28 protein-coding genes and 1 pseudogene are annotated in these 21,925 nt (G+C 67.1%); 3 read left to right on the forward strand and 26 right to left on the reverse strand.

The window, feature by feature from the left end; all coding sequences use genetic code 11:
- Nucleotides 1-14: 14 nt before the first annotated feature.
- The 18 genes and pseudogenes from ACV7NQ_RS47880 to ACV7NQ_RS47965 all read right to left on the reverse strand — a co-directional run bounded on the left by ACV7NQ_RS47880 (nucleotide 15) and on the right by ACV7NQ_RS47965 (nucleotide 9,945).
- Nucleotides 15-191: a hypothetical protein gene (locus ACV7NQ_RS47880; protein ID WP_463366220.1), complete on the reverse strand. Its 177-nt coding sequence runs from the start codon at nucleotides 189-191 to the stop codon at nucleotides 15-17.
- The gene (locus ACV7NQ_RS47885) at nucleotides 188-619 is read right to left on the reverse strand and encodes a hypothetical protein (RefSeq protein WP_463366221.1); all 432 of its coding nucleotides are present in this window, start codon (nucleotides 617-619) and stop codon (nucleotides 188-190) included. The genes ACV7NQ_RS47880 and ACV7NQ_RS47885 overlap by 4 nt, the downstream gene beginning before the upstream one ends.
- A 174-nt stretch (nucleotides 620-793) precedes the next feature.
- Nucleotides 794-1,069 (reverse strand): annotated as a pseudogene (locus ACV7NQ_RS47890) (DNA translocase FtsK); the annotation flags it as partial.
- 737 nt (nucleotides 1,070-1,806) lie between these two features.
- On the reverse strand, nucleotides 1,807-2,019 hold the full coding sequence (locus ACV7NQ_RS47895) for a hypothetical protein (RefSeq protein ID WP_463366222.1): 213 nt from the start codon (nucleotides 2,017-2,019) through the stop codon (nucleotides 1,807-1,809).
- Nucleotides 2,019-2,882: a hypothetical protein gene (locus ACV7NQ_RS47900; RefSeq protein WP_463366223.1), complete on the reverse strand. Its 864-nt coding sequence runs from the start codon at nucleotides 2,880-2,882 to the stop codon at nucleotides 2,019-2,021. The genes ACV7NQ_RS47895 and ACV7NQ_RS47900 overlap by 1 nt, the downstream gene beginning before the upstream one ends.
- The gene (locus tag ACV7NQ_RS47905) at nucleotides 2,879-3,379 is read right to left on the reverse strand and encodes a DNA N-6-adenine-methyltransferase (RefSeq protein ID WP_463366224.1); all 501 of its coding nucleotides are present in this window, start codon (nucleotides 3,377-3,379) and stop codon (nucleotides 2,879-2,881) included. The genes ACV7NQ_RS47900 and ACV7NQ_RS47905 overlap by 4 nt, the downstream gene beginning before the upstream one ends.
- Nucleotides 3,376-3,768 carry a hypothetical protein gene (locus ACV7NQ_RS47910; RefSeq protein ID WP_463366225.1) on the reverse strand — a complete coding sequence of 131 codons (393 nt, stop codon included), beginning with the start codon at nucleotides 3,766-3,768 and terminating at the stop codon, nucleotides 3,376-3,378. The genes ACV7NQ_RS47905 and ACV7NQ_RS47910 overlap by 4 nt, the downstream gene beginning before the upstream one ends.
- On the reverse strand, nucleotides 3,765-4,040 hold the full coding sequence (locus tag ACV7NQ_RS47915; RefSeq protein ID WP_463366226.1) for a hypothetical protein: 276 nt from the start codon (nucleotides 4,038-4,040) through the stop codon (nucleotides 3,765-3,767). The genes ACV7NQ_RS47910 and ACV7NQ_RS47915 overlap by 4 nt, the downstream gene beginning before the upstream one ends.
- Nucleotides 4,041-4,083: 43 nt before the next feature.
- Nucleotides 4,084-4,938: a DUF6551 family protein gene (locus ACV7NQ_RS47920; protein WP_463366227.1), complete on the reverse strand. Its 855-nt coding sequence runs from the start codon at nucleotides 4,936-4,938 to the stop codon at nucleotides 4,084-4,086.
- Nucleotides 4,925-5,230: a hypothetical protein gene (locus ACV7NQ_RS47925; RefSeq protein ID WP_463366228.1), complete on the reverse strand. Its 306-nt coding sequence runs from the start codon at nucleotides 5,228-5,230 to the stop codon at nucleotides 4,925-4,927. Before ACV7NQ_RS47925 ends, ACV7NQ_RS47920 begins: the two co-directional genes overlap by 14 nt.
- Entirely contained in the window at nucleotides 5,227-5,592 is a 366-nt protein-coding gene (locus ACV7NQ_RS47930) for a hypothetical protein (RefSeq protein WP_463366229.1), read from the reverse strand. Before ACV7NQ_RS47930 ends, ACV7NQ_RS47925 begins: the two co-directional genes overlap by 4 nt.
- Entirely contained in the window at nucleotides 5,589-6,155 is a 567-nt protein-coding gene (locus ACV7NQ_RS47935) for a WhiB family transcriptional regulator (RefSeq protein ID WP_463366230.1), read from the reverse strand. The genes ACV7NQ_RS47930 and ACV7NQ_RS47935 overlap by 4 nt, the downstream gene beginning before the upstream one ends.
- Before the next feature lie 44 nt (nucleotides 6,156-6,199).
- Nucleotides 6,200-6,469 carry a hypothetical protein gene (locus ACV7NQ_RS47940; RefSeq protein WP_463366231.1) on the reverse strand — a complete coding sequence of 90 codons (270 nt, stop codon included), beginning with the start codon at nucleotides 6,467-6,469 and terminating at the stop codon, nucleotides 6,200-6,202.
- 75 nt (nucleotides 6,470-6,544) lie between these two features.
- The gene (locus tag ACV7NQ_RS47945; protein ID WP_463366232.1) at nucleotides 6,545-6,865 is read right to left on the reverse strand and encodes a hypothetical protein; all 321 of its coding nucleotides are present in this window, start codon (nucleotides 6,863-6,865) and stop codon (nucleotides 6,545-6,547) included.
- 5 nt (nucleotides 6,866-6,870) lie between these two features.
- Nucleotides 6,871-7,233: a hypothetical protein gene (locus ACV7NQ_RS47950; protein WP_463366233.1), complete on the reverse strand. Its 363-nt coding sequence runs from the start codon at nucleotides 7,231-7,233 to the stop codon at nucleotides 6,871-6,873.
- 120 nt (nucleotides 7,234-7,353) lie between these two features.
- On the reverse strand, nucleotides 7,354-9,048 hold the full coding sequence (locus tag ACV7NQ_RS47955) for an FtsK/SpoIIIE domain-containing protein (protein ID WP_463366234.1): 1,695 nt from the start codon (nucleotides 9,046-9,048) through the stop codon (nucleotides 7,354-7,356).
- 1 nt (nucleotide 9,049) lies between these two features.
- Nucleotides 9,050-9,421 carry a hypothetical protein gene (locus ACV7NQ_RS47960; protein WP_463366235.1) on the reverse strand — a complete coding sequence of 124 codons (372 nt, stop codon included), beginning with the start codon at nucleotides 9,419-9,421 and terminating at the stop codon, nucleotides 9,050-9,052.
- Complete coding sequence (locus ACV7NQ_RS47965; protein WP_463366236.1) at nucleotides 9,418-9,945, reverse strand: hypothetical protein; 528 nt, start codon at nucleotides 9,943-9,945, stop codon at nucleotides 9,418-9,420. The genes ACV7NQ_RS47960 and ACV7NQ_RS47965 overlap by 4 nt, the downstream gene beginning before the upstream one ends.
- Nucleotides 9,946-10,394: 449 nt before the next feature.
- Between ACV7NQ_RS47965 and ACV7NQ_RS47970 the strand changes: the two genes are divergently transcribed.
- A complete protein-coding gene (locus ACV7NQ_RS47970) occupies nucleotides 10,395-11,249 on the forward strand; it encodes a P-loop nucleotide/nucleoside kinase family protein (protein WP_463366237.1) in 855 nt (284 codons plus the stop codon).
- A 44-nt stretch (nucleotides 11,250-11,293) separates the two neighbouring features.
- Entirely contained in the window at nucleotides 11,294-12,202 is a 909-nt protein-coding gene (locus tag ACV7NQ_RS47975) for a phosphotransferase enzyme family protein (RefSeq protein ID WP_463366238.1), read from the forward strand.
- Nucleotides 12,203-12,261: 59 nt separating this feature from the next.
- On the opposite strand, the gene ACV7NQ_RS47980 is transcribed toward ACV7NQ_RS47975, so the two are convergent.
- The 3 genes from ACV7NQ_RS47980 to ACV7NQ_RS47990 form a co-directional block, all read right to left on the reverse strand.
- A complete protein-coding gene (locus ACV7NQ_RS47980) occupies nucleotides 12,262-12,444 on the reverse strand; it encodes a CGNR zinc finger domain-containing protein (protein WP_463366239.1) in 183 nt (60 codons plus the stop codon).
- 605 nt (nucleotides 12,445-13,049) lie between these two features.
- Nucleotides 13,050-14,126 (reverse strand): HNH endonuclease, encoded by a 1,077-nt coding sequence (locus tag ACV7NQ_RS47985; protein WP_463366240.1) that lies wholly within the window; start codon nucleotides 14,124-14,126, stop codon nucleotides 13,050-13,052.
- Complete coding sequence (locus ACV7NQ_RS47990) at nucleotides 14,123-15,463, reverse strand: helix-turn-helix domain-containing protein (RefSeq protein ID WP_463366241.1); 1,341 nt, start codon at nucleotides 15,461-15,463, stop codon at nucleotides 14,123-14,125. The genes ACV7NQ_RS47985 and ACV7NQ_RS47990 overlap by 4 nt, the downstream gene beginning before the upstream one ends.
- A 154-nt stretch (nucleotides 15,464-15,617) precedes the next feature.
- On the opposite strand from ACV7NQ_RS47990, the gene ACV7NQ_RS47995 reads away from it, so the two are divergent.
- Entirely contained in the window at nucleotides 15,618-16,412 is a 795-nt protein-coding gene (locus tag ACV7NQ_RS47995; protein ID WP_463366242.1) for a hypothetical protein, read from the forward strand.
- A gap of 407 nt (nucleotides 16,413-16,819) precedes the next feature.
- Here ACV7NQ_RS47995 and cas6e read toward each other — a convergent pair whose 3' ends face one another.
- From cas6e to casA, 5 genes are read right to left on the reverse strand one after another with little or no spacing between them, the layout of a single operon-like run.
- Nucleotides 16,820-17,593: a type I-E CRISPR-associated protein Cas6/Cse3/CasE gene (gene cas6e, locus ACV7NQ_RS48000; protein WP_463366243.1), complete on the reverse strand. Its 774-nt coding sequence runs from the start codon at nucleotides 17,591-17,593 to the stop codon at nucleotides 16,820-16,822.
- A 6-nt stretch (nucleotides 17,594-17,599) separates the two neighbouring features.
- Complete coding sequence (gene cas5e, locus ACV7NQ_RS48005; protein WP_463366244.1) at nucleotides 17,600-18,514, reverse strand: type I-E CRISPR-associated protein Cas5/CasD; 915 nt, start codon at nucleotides 18,512-18,514, stop codon at nucleotides 17,600-17,602.
- Nucleotides 18,511-19,647: a type I-E CRISPR-associated protein Cas7/Cse4/CasC gene (gene cas7e / locus ACV7NQ_RS48010; protein WP_463366245.1), complete on the reverse strand. Its 1,137-nt coding sequence runs from the start codon at nucleotides 19,645-19,647 to the stop codon at nucleotides 18,511-18,513. The genes cas5e and cas7e overlap by 4 nt, the downstream gene beginning before the upstream one ends.
- Before the next feature lie 28 nt (nucleotides 19,648-19,675).
- Nucleotides 19,676-20,245 carry a type I-E CRISPR-associated protein Cse2/CasB gene (gene casB, locus ACV7NQ_RS48015; protein ID WP_463366246.1) on the reverse strand — a complete coding sequence of 190 codons (570 nt, stop codon included), beginning with the start codon at nucleotides 20,243-20,245 and terminating at the stop codon, nucleotides 19,676-19,678.
- Nucleotides 20,245-21,900 carry a type I-E CRISPR-associated protein Cse1/CasA gene (gene casA / locus ACV7NQ_RS48020; RefSeq protein ID WP_463366247.1) on the reverse strand — a complete coding sequence of 552 codons (1,656 nt, stop codon included), beginning with the start codon at nucleotides 21,898-21,900 and terminating at the stop codon, nucleotides 20,245-20,247. Before casA ends, casB begins: the two co-directional genes overlap by 1 nt.
- Nucleotides 21,901-21,925 lie beyond the last annotated feature (25 nt).

Consider the following 21,925-nt stretch of genomic DNA (forward strand, 5'->3'; position numbering starts at 1 on the left):
GTTGGTGCTGGTCATCAGTGGTTCTCGCAATCGTGGTTGTCGACGACCTGGCGCGCCTGGCGGCGGTCATCGGCGCTGACAAGGTCGTAGGCGAGCCAGGAGCGGAATCCGCACTCGTGGGCCACATGGTGGATCTCCCACCACCCCGACGCGCGGACCAGCTCCCAGCCGGGTGGCAGGTAAAACATCACGACGTTGCCTCCTCTCCGCTCAGGGCGTGAACCATTCCGGCGAGCATCCGGCGCGCTTCTTCCACGCCGCCGTCGTGAAGAAACGCGTCGGCTTCGAGCAGCTGGCAGACGATCGCCCCGGCAGTGCTTCGTGCGATCGGAGCAGCGCCGATCAGCCGCCGCGCCTCCCCGATCCGTTCGTTCACCACGCGCATCGCCCGTTCCCGTTTCGCCTTCCGGTCGGCGATCTCGCTCTTGGCGTCGAGGTACGCCTTCGACGGCCTTCCACCAGCGGTTCGGTCGGGATGCGACCGCAGCCGGGCATTGTCATGTGCGTTCTGCGACATGATCGACTGCCGGATGCTGATGAGCGTCTGCAGCCAACGGACGCGGTTCTCCTTCCTGCGAAGCAACGCGTATTGCGTTCCGCTGCCGTGGCGGTCGCGCATGTCTGCGTTCACCATGCGTTCGAAATTTCGGTCGCAATGCCACACTGCAGTCGGCAGATGCAGGACCTCAGCCATGCGACACCTCTGGAAGGTCGGCGGCGTATCGGCGGACGGCGATCGGGGCGTATCCGACCGAGTCCGGCAAGCCGTGTTCGGCGCGGCGCGGGCTGTTGGTCATCGGTCGTCGCCGCCCTGTTCGCTGGCACGCAGGTCGGCCAGCAGCGAATCCAGGTCTTCGGCGCGCACGAGCACATCACGCGCTTTCGACCCGTCGGCTGGACCGACGATGCCGGCCTGCTCCATCAGATCCAGCAGGCGCGCGGCCTTGGCGAACCCGATCCGCATCCGGCGTTGCAGCATCGACGCCGAACCGAACTGTGACCGGACCACGAGATCGACTGCACGCAGGAACATGTCGCGGTCGTCGCCGATCTCGTCGGCGTCGAGGTCGACGATGTCGACCTGGGCGTGTTGGTCGATGCGCTCGGCCTCGGCCGCGGCGACGATGTCCGGCAGGCGTCGGTCCCATCCGGCGGACCATTCGCGGCGGTCGTCGCGGTCCTGGTCGAGTAGCTGTCGCGGCATCATCAGGCCGAGAAAGCTTTCTCCGCAGCGGATCAGCAGGGCGCGGCTGGCCGAGTGCGCCTCGATGTCGAGTGCCTGGCTGTAGGCGTTGGACGCGGCGCTGAAGCGCGCCATCATCTCACCGCCGACCGACATGTCCGTGAGCAGCGTGGCATCGCTGTCGTGCTGGCGGGCGATGAGTCCGGGGATGGTGCAGAGGGTGCCGCCGTCGGTGGGCATGCGCGGCACGGTGAGTGCGTGTCCGTCGATCAGGCCAGAGCAGTCGGTGATGGTGATCCGGTCCGTCGTGATGTCCAGGCGCAGCTCGAATTCCGGGGTGTCGCTCTTCTCCTTGCCCGCGGTGAAGATCTGCAGGATGTTCTTGATGTCGGAAGGCGCGATGTCGACGGTGCATGGGAACTGCCCGGGTTCGTCGGCGCTGCCCCAGACCGACGCGATGGCGAATCCGGCGGTGAACATGTCGGTCGCGGTGACAACGATGTTCTGCCGGTCGATGGCGAGTCGGATGCGGTGGATGGGCGGGATCTCGCTGTCGGTGCAGGCGTGCACGCGGACGGCGTTGAGGGCGTGACGGAAGTCGGTGGTACCGACGGTGACGGTGGTCATGATTCGGTCCGATCGGGGTCGATGATGTGGTGGACGCGGCCACGCGACACCTCCGCAACGTCGAGGGTGGTGGTCCGCCTGTCGGTGATGTGTTCGGGCCAGGCCTCGGCGCTTCCGCAGTCGCGGCAGGTGATCGCGATTCCGGTGTCGGTGTCGACTTCGTCGAGCGCCGCACCGCACAAGCACGTCAGGGTGGTGATCCTGTGCATCAGCTGGCCTTCTCGAGCAGCTGGAGGTCGGGGAACTCGTGCAGGGTCAGCGGGACGCCTTCAGCGATCTCGTTGCGCCACTGGAACATCCACTCGTCCATCGAGCAGCCGTCCTCCCATGCACCGACGAGGTTGCGGGCAGCGCGGTCAGCCGCGGCCGGGTCGACACGGTGCAGGACCGCCAGCAGATAGATCAAGCCGTATCCGGCGGAGTGGCGACCGAGGAGCGCCCCCAGCAGGTGGGCGTCGACGGTGCGGGCCAGATCGGGGTGATCGGTACGCAGGAGCTTGTCGGTCACCTCGGTGACGAAGTCATACTGCTGGGTGAACTTGAGCGCGAAGTCGAGTCGGCCGGCCAGCAGCGAGAGCGCGGGCTGGGATTCGTCGCCCGCCCAGTCCGGCCACGGCCAGCTCGTGTCGTCCTCGGCCATCAGCCGGTCGCTGACCGCCCGGACCTGCTGAGCCTGCTCGGCGGACAGCTCGGAGGCGTGGGTGAGCGTGGCCCAGTCGATGGGCAGGGCCTCCAGCTCGGTGGCGTAGCGGCGCAGGTCCAGCCAGCCGGAGCGGGTGACGAGCAGCCCCGTGGGGATGTGGGTCAGCGAGCGTCCGTGGTCGGCGAAGGTGACTTCGCCGTCCGGACGCACCGCGAGGGTGGGTGAGATCGCGAAGTGCGCGCTGACCTGGTCGGCGGAAATATTGATCGGCTCGTGGTCGCGGACGCGGACTGTGATGGTGGTCAGGGCCATTTTTTCCTCCTGGGTTGGGGTTTTCTTCCGGGGGGTTGGGGGATTTATGCGTCGGCGGCCGCGAGCTCCGGTGTGGCGAATCGTTCCGGCGAAGAACACCGTCGTCTTCAGGCTCATGCCGCCTCCCTCAGCCGGACGAACCTGCCCGCCACACCGCAGGTCGCCAACCGGGCGGCATCGAGGGCGCCGTAGGCAACCAGGCAAGACGGCGCGCCGGCGTTTCCGGCTGCTCGGGAGCCGTCTGGCAGGTAGAAGTGCAGGCGTCCGTGCAGGAACAACACGGCGGTCGCGCGTTCCCACACGGCGTCGATGAACCAGCGAGTCTCGGTGCGCGCGAACACAATCGCAGTTCCTTGGCCGTGCTCGGCGAGCTTGGACAGCCAGCGGTCGACGGCGGCGTAAGGCGGGTTCAGCCAGACCCGACCTATCCAGTCGGCGGCGAGACCGTCCTCCGGTGGGGCGATGTGCTGGCGCGCGGTGTCCCATGGCCGGTCGGTGGCTGCGCACGGGTCGAGGTCGAAAGGTCCGAGCGCAGTGAGGATCCCCGGCGGGGTGAGCCACACACTCGACCCGGCGCGGGTCGAATGGTGGCCGCCGATGCTGGTCAGGGTCATGATGCCGCTGACCACTGCGCGAGGATGCGCTGGACGTTGGCGTCGACGCGGGCGCCGAGGATCATCAGGTCGGCTTCGGTGATCACCACCCGCGGGTGGTCGCGGTGCCCGCAGGTGTTGGTCCAGACCTGGACGCGTCCGCGCCGGTGCGGCACGCCGCGGGGTTCGCCGCAGCGGGGGCAGCTGGTGGAGATCTCGACGGTGCGCAGCGGCCCCCACGCGCCGAGCAGCCACCAGTGCCCGCCGACGCGGTCGCGGAGGGTGACGGTGCGCAGGGAGCTGGGCTCACGGGCCTCGATCTGGGCGTGACAAGCCATGGTGTCGGGTTCGCGGCGGGCGGCGGCGGCCTCTCGGCGCACCCAGCGCCGGTACCGGAACATCGTGATCATCGGTTGTTGTCCTTCCTGTGCTGCTCGGCCGGGCTGTTCATGCGGCGCAGTTCAAGGGCGGTGTGCACCTGCGTGTGGAGGGCGTGAGCGTGGTGGATCTCGTCGGCCGGCCAGTTCGGGGTCGGGGTCATCTCGCCGCAGCTGCACGACCCGCTGAACAGCTGGCGGCCGGTGGCGTCGGTCTCTCGCGGCTGCAGCTGCAGCTGGTGTTGCTGGGTGGGCGCGTCCGCCGCCGCGAGGCGCGAATGCCGTTGGCGGTGTAGTGATTTCATGGATTCCTCCCTGGGTGCGGGTCCCGCTGTCTCACGAGGTTGGTCAGCGGCGGAGCTCGGCGCGGTTGAGCTTCGGGCCGCGCGAGGAGTTGTAGGCGCCGATCATCACCAGGGCGACAAGCGTGCCGTTCTGGCCTTTCTCGGTCTCTTTCAGTGCCATCGCGCGGGCCTTGACCTGCCGCGGTGCGAGGTCGACGAGGACGTCGCCGAAGCGGTCGTGGTCGAGCTGCTGCTCGTAGCTGCGCAGGATGAGGGCGACGCCGGCGACCAGCGGGGCGTCGACGGCGTCGAGGCGGTGCCCCCAGACGTCGACGATCAGCCGCAATGCGTTGCCCAGCAGCAACTTTCCGCCGGTGCGGTGGATCCGCTCGAGGGTGCTGGTGCAGCGGATGGCGCCGTCCTTGGCAGCCTCGGCGACGGTCAGCCCGACCTCGCCGACGATGTCCTCGATCGCGGCAACGGTCGGGTCAGCGGCCGCGCGGCGCGAGCGCCACCGGTCCCACGTGGTCAATCGCCGTGTCTTGGCGTCGATTTCGTGGAACAGACGAGCCTCGTCCGCCACGGTCAGACCGGTGTGGATGTTGGCGACGAGCACCATGTCCGGGTCGATCAGACGGGCGGCTTCGGCGCGGTGCTGGCCGTTGATCACCGCGTAGCGGGCCAGGGATCCGAGGCCGCGGTCGGCGACGTCGAGGACGCCGATCAGGCGGCGATCCCACGTCTTGGCCATCGCGCGGGCCCGGGGCTTGTCGAGCTCGCGCTGATAGCTGGCGTCGACGAACATCTCGGCCACCGAGATCGCCGAGATGTAGACCTCCGCAGCGGCGTCGACGGGCAGGTCATCGAGGGGAACAGGTCGGTCCAGGACCGCAGTGGCGGTCGCGTCAGAGGTGGTCATGATCGGTCTCTTCGTCGGTCAGGAGAGTGGTCAGTGCGTCGGCGATCCAGTCGCTGTTGTGGGCGATGGCCTCGCGGATGGCGTCGTTGACGGCCTCGACCGTCGACGGCTTGCCGATGTGCACGCGCATCCCGTCGGGGTGGGAGTCGGTGAGGACGTAGCGGTCACCGGCGTCGACGAGAGCGATGCTGATCTCGCCGAGCTTCGGCGTCCGGGGCTGGGCCGGGAAGCCGAGTTCGGCACGGCCGCGGGCGAGCAGCTGCTCGACGTGGGGTGAGTAGGCGCTGGTCACGGCAGGACCTCCGAACTGGTGTCGAATGCCGCGACGGCGGCGTCGAGCTGGCGGGCGACACGGCGCTGGAATTCGTGGAGGTCGAACGCGAGATCCTCGGTGTCGCTGGTGTTCTCGATGTCTTCGAGCGCGACGGACAGGTTGGCGGCCGCGGTGCGGGTGCGGTGCGTGGCGTCCAGGGCCCGGTTGATCGAGCCCGCCTCGATGGCAGCGGCCAGGTGCAGCGCGGCGGTGAACAGCGCGCCGGCGTCGGCGGCCGCAAGCGCGGGCAGCGCGGCGGACTCGGCGCGGGTCGCCTCTTCGTCACGGGCCTCGATCAGGTCCTGCAGCGCGGCGCCGTCGTCGGAGATGCTGGTGCTCATGCCACGGCCTCCGCGTCGTCGAGGGTGATGGCGAGAACGCGGCGGGCGATCGTCTTGTGCACGTGCTGCCAGCCGTCCTGGCTGTCGGCGAGCTTGCGGATCGTGGAGATACCGACACCGGCGCTGGCGGCGAGGCTTCGTGCGCTGCGTCCGGAATCCAGCAGGGCGTTGATGTGGCGGCGAAGGTCGGCGACCGGCGTGAGGCCTCTGCAGTCCTCGCAGGTGTTGAACTTGGTGCGGGTGGCGAACATTGCGCCGCACTCGGTGCAGCGGACCCTGGACGCCGCCGAGCGGCTGAATCCCAGCCATGCCTCCAGCTCGGCGCGCTCGTCGGGGTTGGAGGTGCGGTATCCGCCGGCGACGGCGTACTGCTCGCCGGTGCGGACCGCGATCATGCCGCAGACCTCGCGGACCGGGCAGCCCCGGCAGATCTCTTTGGCTTCGGTGGCGGGGTCGGCCGAGGAGACCGGGAACCAGAGATCCGGCTCGGGGTGGCTGGCGCAGGCCGCCTGATGACGCCAGTCGATGCTGGGGGCCGCGTCGTCGAGATAGGTGATGGTCATGGCTGTGGGCCTTTCGTGTCGAGCGGGTGTGGTCGCCGCGCGGGTCAGCGGATGGCGCGGCCGATGCCGACGACGTCGCGCAACTGCTCGGGCAGGCGCTCGCGCACGGCGGCGATCAGGGTCGACGCGGTGATGGGCAGGTCGCTGGTGTCGAGCACCTCGAGGCAGAGGGCGCTACCGGCGCAGTCGAGGCGGGTCGCCTTCTCGAGCAGGGTTTCGGGGTCGTCGAGTTCGGCCAGCAGCGTCAGCAGCTGCCGGGCGCTGGCGGCGATCTTCTCGGCCAGCGCGACCTCGGTGGGGGTGGTGGTTCGCATCGGGGCGTCCTGTCTGTGATGATCTGAAGGGGACGTCCCAGCCAGGTTCACGCTGGCTGGGGCGTCCCTGTTTGTTCAGAAGGTGGAGTAGTTGCGTTCGATGTGCGGGGCGGTAATCGTCAGCTCGGTGACGTTGCCTGCCAACGCCTTCAACTGCGGCCGACCGGCCGAGCCGGGGCGGTGGCAAGCGCGTCGGGCGCCATAAAGCTCGATCACCGCGGCTGAGGTCAGACACTCCATGTCGGGGGCGTTGAGGTGCATCGCCTCCCGGTCCAGCAGGTCGTCCATTTGCCGCCTCAGCTCGGCGAACTGCCGGTCCCGATCCGCCAGCGCCGCCCGCAGACCCGCGACCTCGTCTACCCGGGGGTGACGGCGGAACGGGTGCAAGATCGTCATGGCGCTCACCGCACCGTTTCCGCCGGGTACCACGGGCCGTTGCTGATCTCGTTGCCGCGGATGACGACCTCGCGGACCATCAGCTGCGGCTGGTAGTCCTCGGGGCGCACCCCGTAGTGATCGACGGCCTGGGCGGCCACGTCGAACATCTCGTCGGCGGCGCGGGGACGGTCGTGGAAGACGGTCGGGGTGGTGTGGTTCGGGGAGGCGACGCGGGTGGAGACCTTGCGCCACCAGCGGCCGTTGGGCAGCTTGATCGCGTACTGGTAGGTGACCGACGAGATGGCGCTCAGAGTGTCGAGCAGGGCCTGCTCGGCAGCGCTCGGCGCCGCGAGCAGGGTGCGGGCGAGATCAAAGGTGAGGGTCATGGGATTGATTGCCTTTCTGAACTGGGTTTTCTCTGTTGACCCACCCGTTGCGGGGGTGGGAGTTCAAAGCGGAACCTATATTTAACAGTCTAGACTGTTAACGATCTAGCCGTCTGGATTTCAGGCGGATTCGTCGGCATCATCGGTGTCGTCGCCGAGTTCGTCGAAGTCGATGCCGTCGAGCGGCTCGGCGTCGGCGTCGCGCTCCTCGCCCTCGGCCAGGGCGTCACCGATCTTCTTGCTCAGCTCCTCGGCCTCGGCATCTATCTCGGCCAGCAACCCCGTGACGTTGGGAATCTCGCCGTCACCGCGGCGACGACGCGCGGAGTCGATCGACACAACCGGCTTCTTCCCCCCAGCAGCGAGCTTCCCGCCGCCCGGGGTGGCGGCCTGGACGGTGGCGTCCTGCACATGCGGGTGCGGATACGGCGGGTAGGTCTGCGCGGCCCAGGCCAGGTTCTCGTCGGAGACGAAGTAGGCACGCACACGCACGATCTGGGAGCTGGAGTCGTCGAAGACGTAGGCGATACCGGCGCTGCCCTGGTCGGGGATGTTCGTGTTGTCGGCGCCGCGCTCGGCGGCGTGGTGATCGCCGTAGACCATGACCATCTGCTCCGGGCTGGACAAGCGCATGCCGATCCGGATCTGGAACAAGTCCCGCAGCATGTCGAGGACCTTTTTGTTCGCCAGCTGCGTGTACCCGGAGATGGAGATCCCCAGGGCGCGACCCAGGCGGGCGATGGACACCAGCAGCCGCAGGAAGGCGGTGCGGGTCTTCGGGTCGTCGAGCAGCTCGGCGATCTCGTCGATGATCAGGTGATACATCGGGGCCTGCGCGGTGATGACGTGCTTGGACAGGCCCAATGCCTCCATCTCGCGGCCGCGCTCCTCGATCACCGTCCAGCGCAGCCACTCCAGCATCTGTTCGCCCGAGTCCGCGTCGGTCGCGGTGCGGTGCAGCAAGCCCTTCATGCGGGCCGCTTCCACACCGAACTTCATGTCGATCATCAAGTTCACGACTAGGCCGTCACGGGCGGCAGGGGCAGTGGCCATCAGCAGCGACGCCACGAACCCCGACTTGCCGGATCCGGGCAGGCCGACGCCGAGAAGGTTGCGTTCGAACAGCGGCACGAGCCAGCGATCGCCGTCCTCACGCATGCCGGGGTTGAGTTTCTTCAGGTCGACCGGCTCGGCCGGGGCGGGCACCGGCACCAAGTCCTTGATCGGGTCGAAGTAGCGCAGGTCCAGGCAGATCTGCTTACCCCGGGACTCGACCACTCGCACCGCGTCGGCGTCGAAGGCCACCTGCATCTTGGCCAGGCGCTCCTCGAACTGGCGTCGCTCCTGGCCGTCGCACATCTGCAGCCGCAACCGCAGCCCCACGTTCACCGACTGAATGCCCCGGTCCGGCGGCCACGACGACTGCGACGGCACCAACTGCGGCCACGATCCCGGATCGCCCGTCGCCGGATCCGGCAACCGTCCCAGCCCCAGCGAGGCCCACTTCTTCGCGGCCTCCCACGAGGTGGACAGGATCTCCACCGTCTCCTGGACGTCCTCGGGGAAATCGGTGACCCAGTCCGCCCAATCCCGCAGGGCGGCGCGCTCGGCGCGCGTCACCCGCGTCTTCGCCGACCACCGTGTCCACGCGACCCGCGCAGCGACCGCACCCGCCCCGGCCACCACCGGCACGACACCGATCGACCCCGACACACCCAGGTTTTCAGCCGTGTAATACGCCGTCGCGAGCGTCACGAATCCGAGCCCGGTCCCGAGCAAGGCGACGGGAGCGATGATTTCTGGTTCGATGTCCATCTCAGGCCACCTTCTCGGTGTCAGCGGCGGTGAGGTACCGCCATTGGATTCGGGTCACGAGGCTGTCGGGGCGGCAGCCTCGGTGGGTGGCGCAGAAGAAGGTGACGAATTCCTCGCGCGTCATGTTCGGGAAGCCCTCGGCCATGAGGTCGGCCTGGCTGATCGCGGCCAGCGGCTCGCGACTGATCGCGGTGATCTCGACCTGCGCGATGCGCACCAGCGGCTCACCGGCCTTGCGGCCCATCACCTTCCGGCACAGCGTGAGCTGGTCACCGACGCGCGCCATGCGCCAGCCCATCCGCCGCGTCACGGTCTTCTCCCGGGCGATCACTTGGGGTTCGGTCAGTGAGACCGACATCAGCCGCGCCATCACGCAGCCTCCTTCCGGGTGAGCCTCAGCTCGACCTCTTCGATCCGATTGGGGGTCCAGGCCACCCGGGCCTGCCCGGCACCGAGTTCCTCGGCCAGGCGCTGCGCGCGGCGGTCCCAGTCCTGCGGGGTCTGGCCGGTCAGCATCCGCACCCGCAGCACGACCTCGCCGCCGGTGCGGCTGGTCGACATCAACTGCGGCACCAGCTGCTCGCCGCTGCGCTCCTGGGTGAGGCCGGCGTTTGCGACCGCGCGCGACCATCGGCGCCGCCGCATACCGCAGTCGCCCGAGGTGCGCAGCACCAGCACCAGCAGCGCGATCGCCGCCGCCACCATCACCACCCCGACCGCGACCGGCACCGCGACCTCAACGACCCGATCAGCCCAGCCCCCGGGCCACATCGGACGAGTGCAGATCCCCAACCCGACCGGGACGCCGACCAGCATGAACACATCCGTGCACCGCGACGACGACTTCTTGGTGTCGTGGCGTGGAGATTTCGATGCGGATGAACGTTTCGGAGCCATGTCCTCACCGTCTTCCCGCGCGGCGGCGTGTCGGGAGTTGGCAGGGGTTAACAATCCCTGCAGCAGCGGCGACGACTGGGCGGCAGCGCAACGCGAGCTCACCCACTCCCCAGCGATCTGAATTGATCAGTTGAGAGCGGAGAGCGTTCGGGTCGACGGTGTTCGAGCCGCTGTCTTCTGCCCGTGCATGTACAGGTTCGGGCGGTAATTCGCCCTTTATCCAGTGTGTTTCGGGCTGAGTCTGCCAAGTCATCGAGCACCCCTCCAAGAGGGAGATCCAGGGTCGTGTTATGTTCAGATCGTATCATCTGAACAATTCAGATATAACCCTTGAATATCACCTTGATTGCTGGTACAAGTCCCGTAGATCAGAGCTATCGCCACTGGTTGGCATGGACTGATACCGTTTGGGTGCCTCAGAAGCGCAGATCAGAGAGGGCTCAGCTGGCATGACTGAACCGACCAGTAGCGAGGCCCTGCGGTGGCAGATCGCGCGTGAGCTCAGAGATGAGATCGAATCCGGTCGGCGGCGGCCTGGCGAGAAGCTGCCGTCGAGCCGAGCGCTCGCCGAGCAATGGGGGGTCAGCCTCGGGACGGTCAACCAGGCGATGGAGCAGCTCGGCCACGAGGGTCTCATCACCACCCGCCCGCGGTCGGGGCGTGTCGTCGCCGACCGAACTGAAGCGGCTGCTGACCGGCAGCGGACGGCGAGGCCGCGGGTCGTGTTCGTCGGTGGCTACGCCGGGAGCGGGAAAACAGAGGTCGGCCGGGTTCTTGCGCGAGAAACCAGTTGGGCGATCCTCGACAAAGAAATGCTCACCCGCAGCGTCGTGGACGCGGCACTCGTCCAGCTCGGTAGCACGATTGCCGATCGGGAATCTGCGCTCTACCTCGATGTCATCGAGCCTGCCGAGTATCAGTGTTTGGCGACTGCGGTGAGCGAGAACATCGCGTGCGGGGTCAGCGTCATCGCCATCGCGCCGTATCTGGAGCAGTTCGACAACAACGCCTGGTTCGAGCGTCAGGCAGCCTCGCTCGCCGAACAGGGGGCCGACATGTCGGTGATCTGGGTTCGCTGCAGCACCGACTCGATGCGATCTCACCTCGAGCAACGCGCGGCCGCCAAGGACACCTGGAAGCTCGGCCACTGGGATCAGTACCTCGACAGCGTCGACGCGGAGTTCGCTCCGACCTGGCCACACACCGTCATCCGCAACAACCTCGATGACGAGCCGATCCAGGCCCAGGTGAAGACCTTCCTCCGACGCCCCGAGCCCCTCGCAGGAACGCACCGGCCGAAGTGATCCGGTGTTCGGCAGCGGCGGACCTATCCCCTAGCCTGGACGTCGTGGCTCGCTCATCGGCATCCGCGTTCCTGCCCGAAATGGTTGACAAGGTACTGATTTCAGCGTGCCGGGCAGCCGGTCTGGATCCCACCGATGCGGTCATGCTTCGGCTGGGGGAGAACATGCTCTACCAGCTGGCGGCGCCAGTCGTCGTCCGCATCGCACGCAACCTGCAGCACTGGGACGACGCCGCCAAGGAAGTCGAGGTCGCGAACTGGCTTGCCGCCCAGCGATTCCCGGCCGCGCAGACCTACGGCATTGGTGATCGACAGCAGCCGATCGAGATCGACGGGCACCCGGTCACATTCTGGCGTTTCATCCCAGGGCGAGCAGCCAACCTCGACGAATCCGGCACCCTCGGCGAGCTGCTCCGGCAGCTGCACCGCCTCGACCGACCGGCCGACCTGACGCTCCCAGCCGTGCAGGCATTCGGGCACGTCGCGGCGCGCCTGGACGCCGCGCCGATCCCGGCCACGGACGCCGATTTCTTGCGGCACCGAGCACGCGAGCTGGACCAGGAGCTGGAAACGCTGACCTTCCAGCTACCAGTAACCGCGCTGCACGGCGATGCCCACGTGAAGAACGTCATGATCACCGACGACGGCCAGGCGGTGCTGATCGATCTGGAGGCGTTCGCGGTCGGGCCAGCGGAGTGGGATCTGGCCAAGACGGCCGCCGAGGCGTCGATGGGGATGCTCGCCGAACGGGACTATGCCGCGTTCGCGGGCAGCTACGGCTACGACATCACCACCTGGTCCGGGTGGCCGATCCTCCAAGCAGTCCAGCAGGTGAAGATGGTCAGCTGGTTGTCGCAGAACGTCGATCACTCCGCACGCGTCCGCGGCGAATACGAGAAGCGGATCCGCACGCTGCGCACCGGCCGACTGACCGAGCCCTGGCGTGGTCTCTGACCGTCTGGATGATGAGGGACACCACCGACAACATCGCCCTGGCCGGGGCCGGTCCCGGGTCAGGATGCGGGCTGAGCAGGTGCGCGGTGGGCGCGCATCCGGCAGGCCGTTGAGCAGAAGCGGCCCGGGCGGCCGGTGCCGCGGGGGGTGAGGACCTTCTCGCATCCCGGTGCCTGGCATCGGGATTCGTAACACTCACCCTCGGCGGAGGTGTCGCTGTTACGAAACCCGGGCAGAGGCAAAGTGTCGACCTCCGAGACGCGGAGCGGGTGGTTGGACCACAGGATCTCGGTGCGGGTCCGGTGGGTGCCGCCTTGGGTGGTGGGGTTCCGGTAGAAGCGGCGGAATTTTCAACGGATTACCTGGTCACAACCCTGGCAAGGCAGGCGTGGACAGGCGTCTGAGAGAGATGTTGACTTGCATATGTGTTGTTTTTCGCGCCTCAGACCCCGGAGATGGCACAGCTAGTGACATGAAATGTGTTGTCGCGCGAGGGTTTCGGCCGATACTGTCGCACCCCTGGCTGCTCGCGGCGGCTGTGTATCGGTTAGGCTCGACGCCTATCAGCCATCCCCCCCGGCTGATAGTTGCTCGCGGCCACCGACCCCCCAGGTGCCGCGAGCCCGGATGCCGTCGGGCCCTCCACGCTCGACGGCATCACTCATTTCGGCCCGGCCATCACGGCAGGATGCGGCGGGAACGGGGCATGGGACAAATCTGCGAATTCCGATGCTACGCCCTACTATTCGTCCTCGTCCTCGAGGTCGTCGACCATATCGGGGTCCGCGTTTTCAGGGCTGCCGGAGCCGCGTACATGCTCGCGTCCACCTACGGCCAGCAGCCAGACTCAGTCGCCGGGCTGGTCGGCATCCTCGTCGACCCCGAGTAGAACGTCGAGGTACTGCCACTGGTTCTCCTCCGGCTCGTGCAAGTACACCCCGGCGTCGGTGATCCCCTCCCGTGAGAAGGTGGCGTAGAACTCACCGGTGAAGTCGAAGTCGGCATACCTGCTCGTCGTCCGCGGTTCCCACCATTCGCGGTCGTCGACGTCCTCCTCGATGTGGGCGGTGAACGTGCCCTCCAGCACCCCGGTCAGCTGAACCTCGCCGTCGACGTATCGCAGCTCATGGACGTACAGCCCGATCGGATTCGAGCTCGGCTGCCGCCACGCCTGTGTGTCGCGGAAGCGGTTCGCAGTGCTGTGGCGGATCCAGTTGTCCACCTCGTCGTCGACGTGCTCGCGGACCTGATCACGCACACAGTTCAGCGCGTAGGCGATCGGAGTGTCGAGGACATCTTCGAGGATCACCAGTGCGCGCCGTGACGTCACGTCCCACTCGATCATCGACTGCTCCTCAGGCAGCTGGACTCGCCGGCCTTCGACCTCGACGACCGGTCGCCGCTCGGTGTAGTCCTGCAAGTACGGTGCGTCGAGGATCTGCGGGAACCGTTCCCGGAAGACAGGCAGGATCACCGCTCCGAACGCCGCGACGGAGTCTGCGACCTCGTCGATGCCGAGGTCGGCCGCGGTCACCGCGAGTAGCGCTCGAACGATGCTGTCATTGGCGCGGAATCTCGTGAGGTGGCGTTGGACCTGCGGGACGGCGCCAGCGGCCGCCTTGATGACGCAGGCGATTCGGGGGATATTCCAGTACTCGCCGTTGTTTTTCTCTTGGTTGCAGGGCCCGCAGATCGGTGCGAGGTTCGCCGTCGCGTCCACGTCGAAGTCGGCGCCGAGGCCCAGATCCCCGACCGGGCCCGAGGCGGGATTGCGGGGGACGATGTGGTCGATCTGCAGGCCCCGGAATGTGGTCGGTGTCTTGCACCAGTAGCACTTGTGGCCCCACGCCTGAACCAGAGCCAGCAGCAGGAGCCGGTTGTGCGTTGGTGACGAGTGTGAGTACCGCGCATCCTCGGTGGTCACGAACAACGCACCGCCACGATCGCGGGATGGTGGGTGTGCATGAGGTCGACGAACTCCACGAGCGCGGGATGACGTGAACCCCCAGCGGGGAGCCGGTTGTAGAAGTCGTGCAGGTACTGCAGATATCTCGCTGATCGCAGGTCGCCGCCGTTGACAACGGCGGCGGCCGCGAGCGCTCCGGCTTCCTCGAGGTCGCCGGCGACCAGCGATGCGTCGGCCGCGACCATCTGGATGAACGCCCTGGTCCGGGGTGGGGTGTCGTCGGTGAGGGCATCGCTGACGAACGTGCGGGTCTGGGGCACGAGCTGCAGATCGCGCCAGCAGTGGCTGGCGTCGCCCGCGAGTTCGGCTGGGTCGTAGTAGCCGATCCAGGTCGGTTCGTCGCCGTGGCGGCGTTCGAAGAGTTGCTCGGCGCGGTGGATCGCGGCCGCGGTGCCCTTCAGATCGGACAGGCTGGCCAGCCCGCGAGCCTCCATCATCACGCACATGGCGTCGACACTGGGTGTGCCGTGTCCTCGCAGAGCGGACTGCGCCGCCCGGGCGTACATGACCGCGTCGTCGTAGCGGTGGACGAAATTGCTCTGATGGGACAGGTTGGCCAGCAGCCGGGCACCCATCCGCTGGTCGCCGGCTTCCTCGGCGAGGCGAAGGCCCTGGATGAAGTATCTGATCGCGGCCGAGTGTCGGCCGACGTCGTAGGCGCTCCAGCCCAGCAGCTGGGCGACTTCGGCAGCGGCGGAGAAGATCTCGCGGCGCACCCGCTCCGGATGCACCGCGTGCAGCTCGGGCACGACCTGAGTCTGGAAGAACTCCAGCAGCGTGCGCCGCACATGCCCACCACCCCGGGCGAAATCCATCGACATCATCGCCGCGACCGTGTCGCGGATCCGCACAGCGATCGCGACCCCGTGTACCTGCCCATCCGGCTCCACCGTCAGGGTGGGCGATTGCGCGAACAGGTACCCGGTCACGACTTGGGATGCGCCCATGCTGGTGATCGCCCCCGCGGTGGTCAGTTCCGGATCGTTGCCGCTGTCGCTGCCGGCCAACGCATCCAGCACAATGATCGCGGCGGCGATGTCGCGCTGGTACTCACGCCCTCGAGAGAGCGGGTCACCGGCGTACGGCAGATGCAGCACCTTCGCCAGCAGCCTGGAGTACATGACGTCGGGAACGACGTGGCCGTTCTCCCATCGCGACACCGACGTCTTCAGCGAGACCGGGGTCATCAGGTGGATGCCGTCGCGGTCAGCGGCCTCGATCAGGGCCGCAACGAGGACCGGAATCGACCATCCCCTCACTTTCCGGGCTGCCCGGATATCCTCGCCTCGCATCATGTTCCGCTCCCCGCATCCGCGCTGAATACCGAGGATATTCGGATTCCCGCGAATCACCGCACCGCACAAGGCTATTGCCGCTTTGTCGAACGGGCCGCATGGAATACGGGGATCAGGAGGCAGCCGGACACCACCGCGAATGATGATGGACCACATGAGCATTCCTGACGATCTCGAGGTGTCGGTAACCGGCGTCGCCCCGGACGTAGTGAAGGCATTGCAGCGTGCCGCCCGGCTCGCTACTGGAAATGGACGCCGGTGGATCGGTATCGAGGATCTGCTGTTTGCGACCATTGCCACTGCGCCCCTGGAAATGTGGTGGCCACGATACGGACAAGCAATGCTCGACGGCGGCCGGATCGCCGACCCTCAGATCGGGAACGACTACCTAGAGTTGACCTACCGGGAACTGGTCGAACTCGTCGCCGTCATGATCCCCCCAGCGCAAGACGGCGGCCTCGGGTCTGAATCGCCTCCACAGGTCCGCTACACCGCCGAGGGCCCCAATGCCGATCAGATCGCCGCCTGGATCGACGAAGAAGACACCTCAGCGACCATGCTCGCCGCCCTGCACGGCGACGACATCAACGACCCCCGCCCCTCGCCGAGACCACCGTTCCTACTGGACACAGATACCGCATGGGTGCAACCAGCCCACCTCGACGAGGCACTCGCCTACCTGTCCACACCCGGCGGCACAACCGCGACCTGGCAAGTCGCCACCCGTGAAACCGTGCCCCGCCACGAGGTGAAACACTTCCGCGCCAGCAACCCCGGAATCATTGTGGACGAGGTGTATTCGGCACCGAAGCTGGCAATGTTCGCCGGGAAACTGGCCGAAATCGGCGACGACACCAGTATCGCGGCGATTGTGTGGTCCGCTCGACCTGCAGGTATGGGGTACTGGCTGCCCAACATCGCCATCTACACCAACAGCCACAACGGATAAAGCCCGTCAATGGCCAGGCCTCGCCCTGCCTGACCTCGGTTCGATGGGCGCGCTGACCGACGCGCTGAGAAACGCTCCGACAGCAGCAACGACCGACACGACGAAAGTGACCATGGCGCGACATTACGCAGTGTTCCGGACCGTCAGGGCGGAAAGCCCCGGAGCGCATCGGCTCCGAAGATGTAATGTCCGACAACATGTCTCACTCTTCCGAGCGCCTGGACCGGTGGATCAGCCAGTTCCCCATGCTCGAACCGCCCAGAGGATCCCGTCCGCCGAGTAGGTCAACACCCTGATTGGAACGGGTAGCACCCATGGCTGGGCCGGGGTGGTGACGTCGGCCTTGCACGCGCGCGGATGGCTCCACATCAGCCGGGCGGTAGGCCGGGCGGCCACGTCGGGTCGTGTCAACGTCTTTCGAGCGGGGCGAGGGTAAGCAGGCCGCATCCGTAGGCTTTGGATGGGCCGATGCCGTGCAGCAGGTGCTGGGTGAACTGTTGTGCGTCGGTGATTTCGAGTTGACCTTCGAATGTGGCGGTGTGTACGACGACCGGTTTGTCGGTTCGCGTTTTCATGCCGGGCTCGGCTTTACCGAAGGAATGGCGGTTGCGGGCGGTGATCCGGACCTCCTTGCCGGGTACGAGCATGTCGTCGTCGTGTTGTAGACCGGGGGCGGAGGTGTCCGTTGCGGCGTCTGGGATGTGGAAACCCCAGCGTTGGGTGCGGTCGAGGAACCAGCCGAGTTGGGCGGCGGCGGTGCGGTGACCGATTCGGAATGAGCGGCGGTTCCCGTCGGCGCGGCGTTCGGCTTGGTTTGTGGTGAGTTTGGTGGGGGTTGAGGTGTTCTGCACCGGGCTGGCGGTGATGCGGAAGGCGTACCGGTCACCGGTGCGCAGGCGGTCCAGCAGTGGGGTGTAGTCGGCGACGGCGGCGTGTTCGCCGTCGGCGTCGGGCCAGCCTGCGGTTTCGACGAGGTGCGTCCAGTCGGGTTTGGTGCGGGTGAGGACATACAGCATGGGCCGGTGTGGGTTGTCGGAGTCCAGCCGCCACAGGATGCGTTCGTCGAGCGGCTGATCAGGAATGCCGTGCAGGACCGCGCTGCGCATGGCGCGGGGGTTGGCCAGCAGGTTACGGCTGTCGCGGCGCAGCGGGTTGATGCGAATTCGGGACAGATAGGTCATGGGTCCTCACCAGTCCAGCAGGGCGAACGGGTCATGATCGGTGCCGGCATCTTGCGGGTCCGGGTGGGGTAGACCGCTGGGCGCCCGCACCGAGACCCGGCGCACGCGGCGCTCGGCGAAGCGGCGGTCGCGGGGGTCGAAGCTGATGGGTAGGTCGTGGCGCACTTCGTTGCCGTGGTCGTCGTCGATGGTGACCGGCAAGTCGAGGTAGGCGGGCCGATGCTTACGACGCCGCACGAAGGCATCGCGTGCGGGTTCGGAGGCTTGCCAGGGTTCGGATTCGAGCACCTGGATCAGGGTGCCGTCGCGCAGTCCCAAGTTGACGGGCTGTGTAGGTGGGCAGCTGCGTCGTCCGAGGGTGAGCGGGAAGGCGGGGCGGGCCAGAGCCTGTGCCAGGGCGTGCAGCAGTGGCGGCGGGCCCGCGACTGCTGCCAGGAACGCTGCGTCCTGCAGGTAGTAACGCCAGGTTTGGTGAGTGTGCTTGGCTGGTGAGGTGAACTTCTGGGTGCCCTTGGCGTTGACCCCGGCTTGTCGCAGCGGAACCCCGCGGTAGTCGCTGAGGGTGTGGTAGTCGCGCAGAAGGCTGCCCGGTTGATCGACGCGGATCCCTAATTGCAGCTGTCTCAGGTCGGTGAGGTCCGCGTCGCGGGGGCGGCCGAGCGCGGCAGCGAGCAGGCCGATGATCCCGGACTTGGTGGGTTCGGGGCGGGTGTCGCGGCGGTTGAAGCTGCCTGCCTCTCCCCACGATTGCAGTGGTGCAGCCAACCGCAGCAACAGCACCGCCGCGTCGCCGCCATGGTCGTGTCGACTGGCTGGTTCGACAGGGCCGGGCAGCGTCTCCGGTGGGGAGCTGTCCACGGCCCGGCCCCCGCGTCCACTATCGGGCGGCTCGGACGACCCTGCTGCGATCGAGTCGCTCATCGCTTCAGTTGCTCCCGCAATTGGCCCTGCAGTTCTTCCCTCAGTTGCGGGAAGGCCACCGGCGTACCGAATGCGGCTGTCAGCCCGGACGCTGCGGGGGAGTCGGTGGGGAATCCGTGGGCGAGGGCGGTGTGCAGCGGTGTGTCGCCCCATTGGCTGATGCTGCGGATGTGTTCGTCGGCCAGTCGCTGCGCAGACTGTTCGGCGATTCCGTCACGGCTGGTCGATACCGGTTTCTCGAATGCAGATACCAGGTTCACCGGTTGATCGTCGCGGACCACGACTGCCACCAGGGAGGGCAGGGTGCGGTGGGCGAAGGAGTTGCCGTATCCGGTGGGCATCGATCGGGCGAAGCTGTCCACGAACAGGTCCACCGCGTCGAGGACGGCCTGCGTCTCGCCGAGATTCTCCTGCAGCTGATGCACTCCGATAGTCGCGTACCGGTAGAGGGTGGCGGAGTTGAATCCGATCGTGCCGATCATGCCGGCGCCGGTTTCGTTCTTCTCGTTCTCGTCATCGACCGCGGTGAAGTAGTCGAATTCCAGCTCGGTCGCGTGGGTGGACAGCGCGTGCGCAACCTGAACTGCGGCATCGACATTCAGGGCGGGGATGTCGGCGACCATGCGACCGAACAACGCGACGTCGACTGGGTGGCCGCTGCTGAGCTGCTGCTGGACCGGCAGGTCCTTGACCGCGTCGGCCAGGGCCTCGTCATCGAGGGCCGCCAGGTCGGCGGCGTTGTCGGCGACCTGGTCGATGATGCTTTCCAGCTGGCGTCGACCGACGAACAACAGGTACGCGGTGTCGCCGACCTTCTTGCCGCTGGAAATGCCCAACGGTTTCAGTAGCGCGCCGACGACGCGTGCCGCCTGCTCGTCGGCGAGTCCGGACCGTTGATGCAACTGGTCTACGAGTTCGGCGGCGATGCGCCGGGTGCGGGTGCCCAGATCCTGTTCGGGAACGCGGGCAGCGAATCTTTTGCGGGTAGCCCGTTTCCATGACTGTGAGGAGACGCGTGATCGGCGCGCCCCGCCGTAGATGGCCTCTTTGGGGTTGCCTTGATCGTCGCGGTTGAGGTTGGCCGGTGGCACGGTCTGCAGGATGTGCAGGTCGATGTACAGGTGTTCGGTCATGACAAGCTCCATCGTCGGGAGGTGGAATTCAGTGGGCATCGCGGGTCGAGGGCTGCTCCCACAGCTGGTAGCCCTGCGCCCAGGCACGGCGAACCCGTTGTCGGCCGTCGGGCCACGGCCACGCCTCGAGGTCGGTGAGCAGACGGTCGTAGTCCAGGGGCTGGCGGATGTCGCGGAGTTGACCGACGAGGCCGCGCAGCCGCATCAGGAGTGCGGGCATGCTGGTCGCGGTCGCGAGCGCGGCGACCCTGCGGTCCACAGCGGTGGGGCTGGACTTGTCGTGGCGACGTAGCGCGAGCAGCGCGGTGCCCAAGCCGATGCCTCGATGGTGCATCGGAGCTGTTTGCGACTGCTGATGCAACCCGTAGAGGGCGAGCGCGGCGTGTTCGGCCCGCTGCTGTGCGCTGACTTCCCCGATGCGCGCCAGGTCGTCGTTGATCGGGCTGGTGTAGAACGGCCACATCTTCGGCACCGTGAGCGCTGCGCGCCCCAGCCCGGAGCGCAGCGCGGCCAGGTCCTCACCTGGCGGGAGTCGTTTGGGGTCTTTCCATTTGCCTTTGTCGTTATCTATAAGCCGGTTCCAGTAGCGCTGCGGCATCAGCTCACGCTCCTCGCGTTTTTCGGTCGTCGGGCGGCGGCTGCCCGTGGCAGGACCTTGTCGACTTGGGCGCGGAAGTCGTTGGTAGCCAAGCCGAGTCGATAGGCACGCTTCTTCTTGCCCATCTCCACTTCGCGTCCGAGAAACGCTGTCGCGGGGACCGCGAATAGGGGGTCGGCGATCTGCCAGGTCGCCCGGTAGGCCAGTTGTTCCCAGGCCAGTTGCCCACGGTCGAGCTTGTCGGTGTCGGCCCCGTCGGCACCGACACCGACAAGCAGCCGACGTACCAGGGGGTCCAGGGCATACAGCAGTTGCTCGCCGGGGCGTTGTCCCTTGTCCCACGGGATCGGATCGGCGCCGATGGCGCGGCGCAGATCCGCCGAAAGGTTGTTGACCGCGGCGGCGAGGCGCTCGGCTTGTTCGGTTGCTTCCAGGACCAGCGCGTAGGCGTCCCCGCTGCCGCGCAGCGCGGCCACCGGCAACGGCATCGCGTCGTGCAACAGGTCTTCGACCACGGCGGACTGGTTGCCGTACACCATGCCGAAGGTCTCCACCCGCAGCGGATAGCCGTCCTCGAGTAACCCCTCGGCTTCGAGTTCGGCGAGCTGATTGAGCAGTTCACTGGTCTGGAACGCGTCGGAGGGGGTTGCCTCCAGCGCGAGCAGAGCCTGCATGCCACGCCAGATCGCCTTGCCCGGGGTGTGCCGCAGCGGACGAAGCGGAGAAGACCGTGGCTTCGCTCCTTTGGTCGGCTTGTCGAACCGCCAGGCAGTGTGCGGTTCCCATTCGGGAGCACTGCCGCCGGCGAGCCGATCACCGGCCGCGACGATCACTCGAGTGACGACCACATTGTCATCGGATTCCGTGGGGAACAACCGAATCCGGCGCGACTGCCAGGTCCACCAGTCCAGCAACCCGTCCGGTGACCGATTGTCGTCCCACTGCGGGTCAGCCGGGTCCCGCCGCCACTGCGGCGAGCCGAGACGATCCTGCGCACCGATCGGGATGTTCAGCAGCAACGTCTCATGCAGCGTGCGCCCGATCGGCATCACGATCCCGAGCTGCCCCAGCGGGCCGGTCGGATTGCCCACCGTCTTGCCGTTCTTGGTTTTCCCGTCACCCACCACGCCGGTCTTGATCGCGGCGGTATCCCAGCAGTGGGTATGCAGCAGCCAGCGGGCGGCTTGCTCCGGCGTCAACGGCAGCGGATCCCCCTCGGTGCGGGCAGCGAACACGGGCACGTTGTTGCCCGACGCGGCAGTCGCCACCAGCAGCGCGGCTCCCTTGGTTTCGTTCTTGGCGGTATGCAGACCGGCCGCCTGCGCGAACGGGCGGGTCGCGCCGAAGAGATCGAACCGGTCCTGGTATTTGTCGAGATAAACGCTCAGCCGTTGCCGCTCATCGTCGTCGAAGCATCCGCGACGAAACCGGGCTGCCCACTCGCTGCGCGTGGCGGGAGAACCCAGCACGTCCACCACGATCGGCAACAGCACCTGCCGCAGGATCGCCGGATACATGGTGGGCACGTCGACGGTCAGTCCGGCGACCTCATGGGAGCCCAGCAACACCTCCCGGACACCGAACCGGGCAAGTCGGCCGTCGTGGCGCAGGCAGTCCAGCCATCGCATGCCATCGATCAGATCAGCCGGGTTCACTGGATTCTCCAATCTGCTATGTGTA

This window comes from Nocardia sp. Tas62D01, from assembly GCF_055232035.1.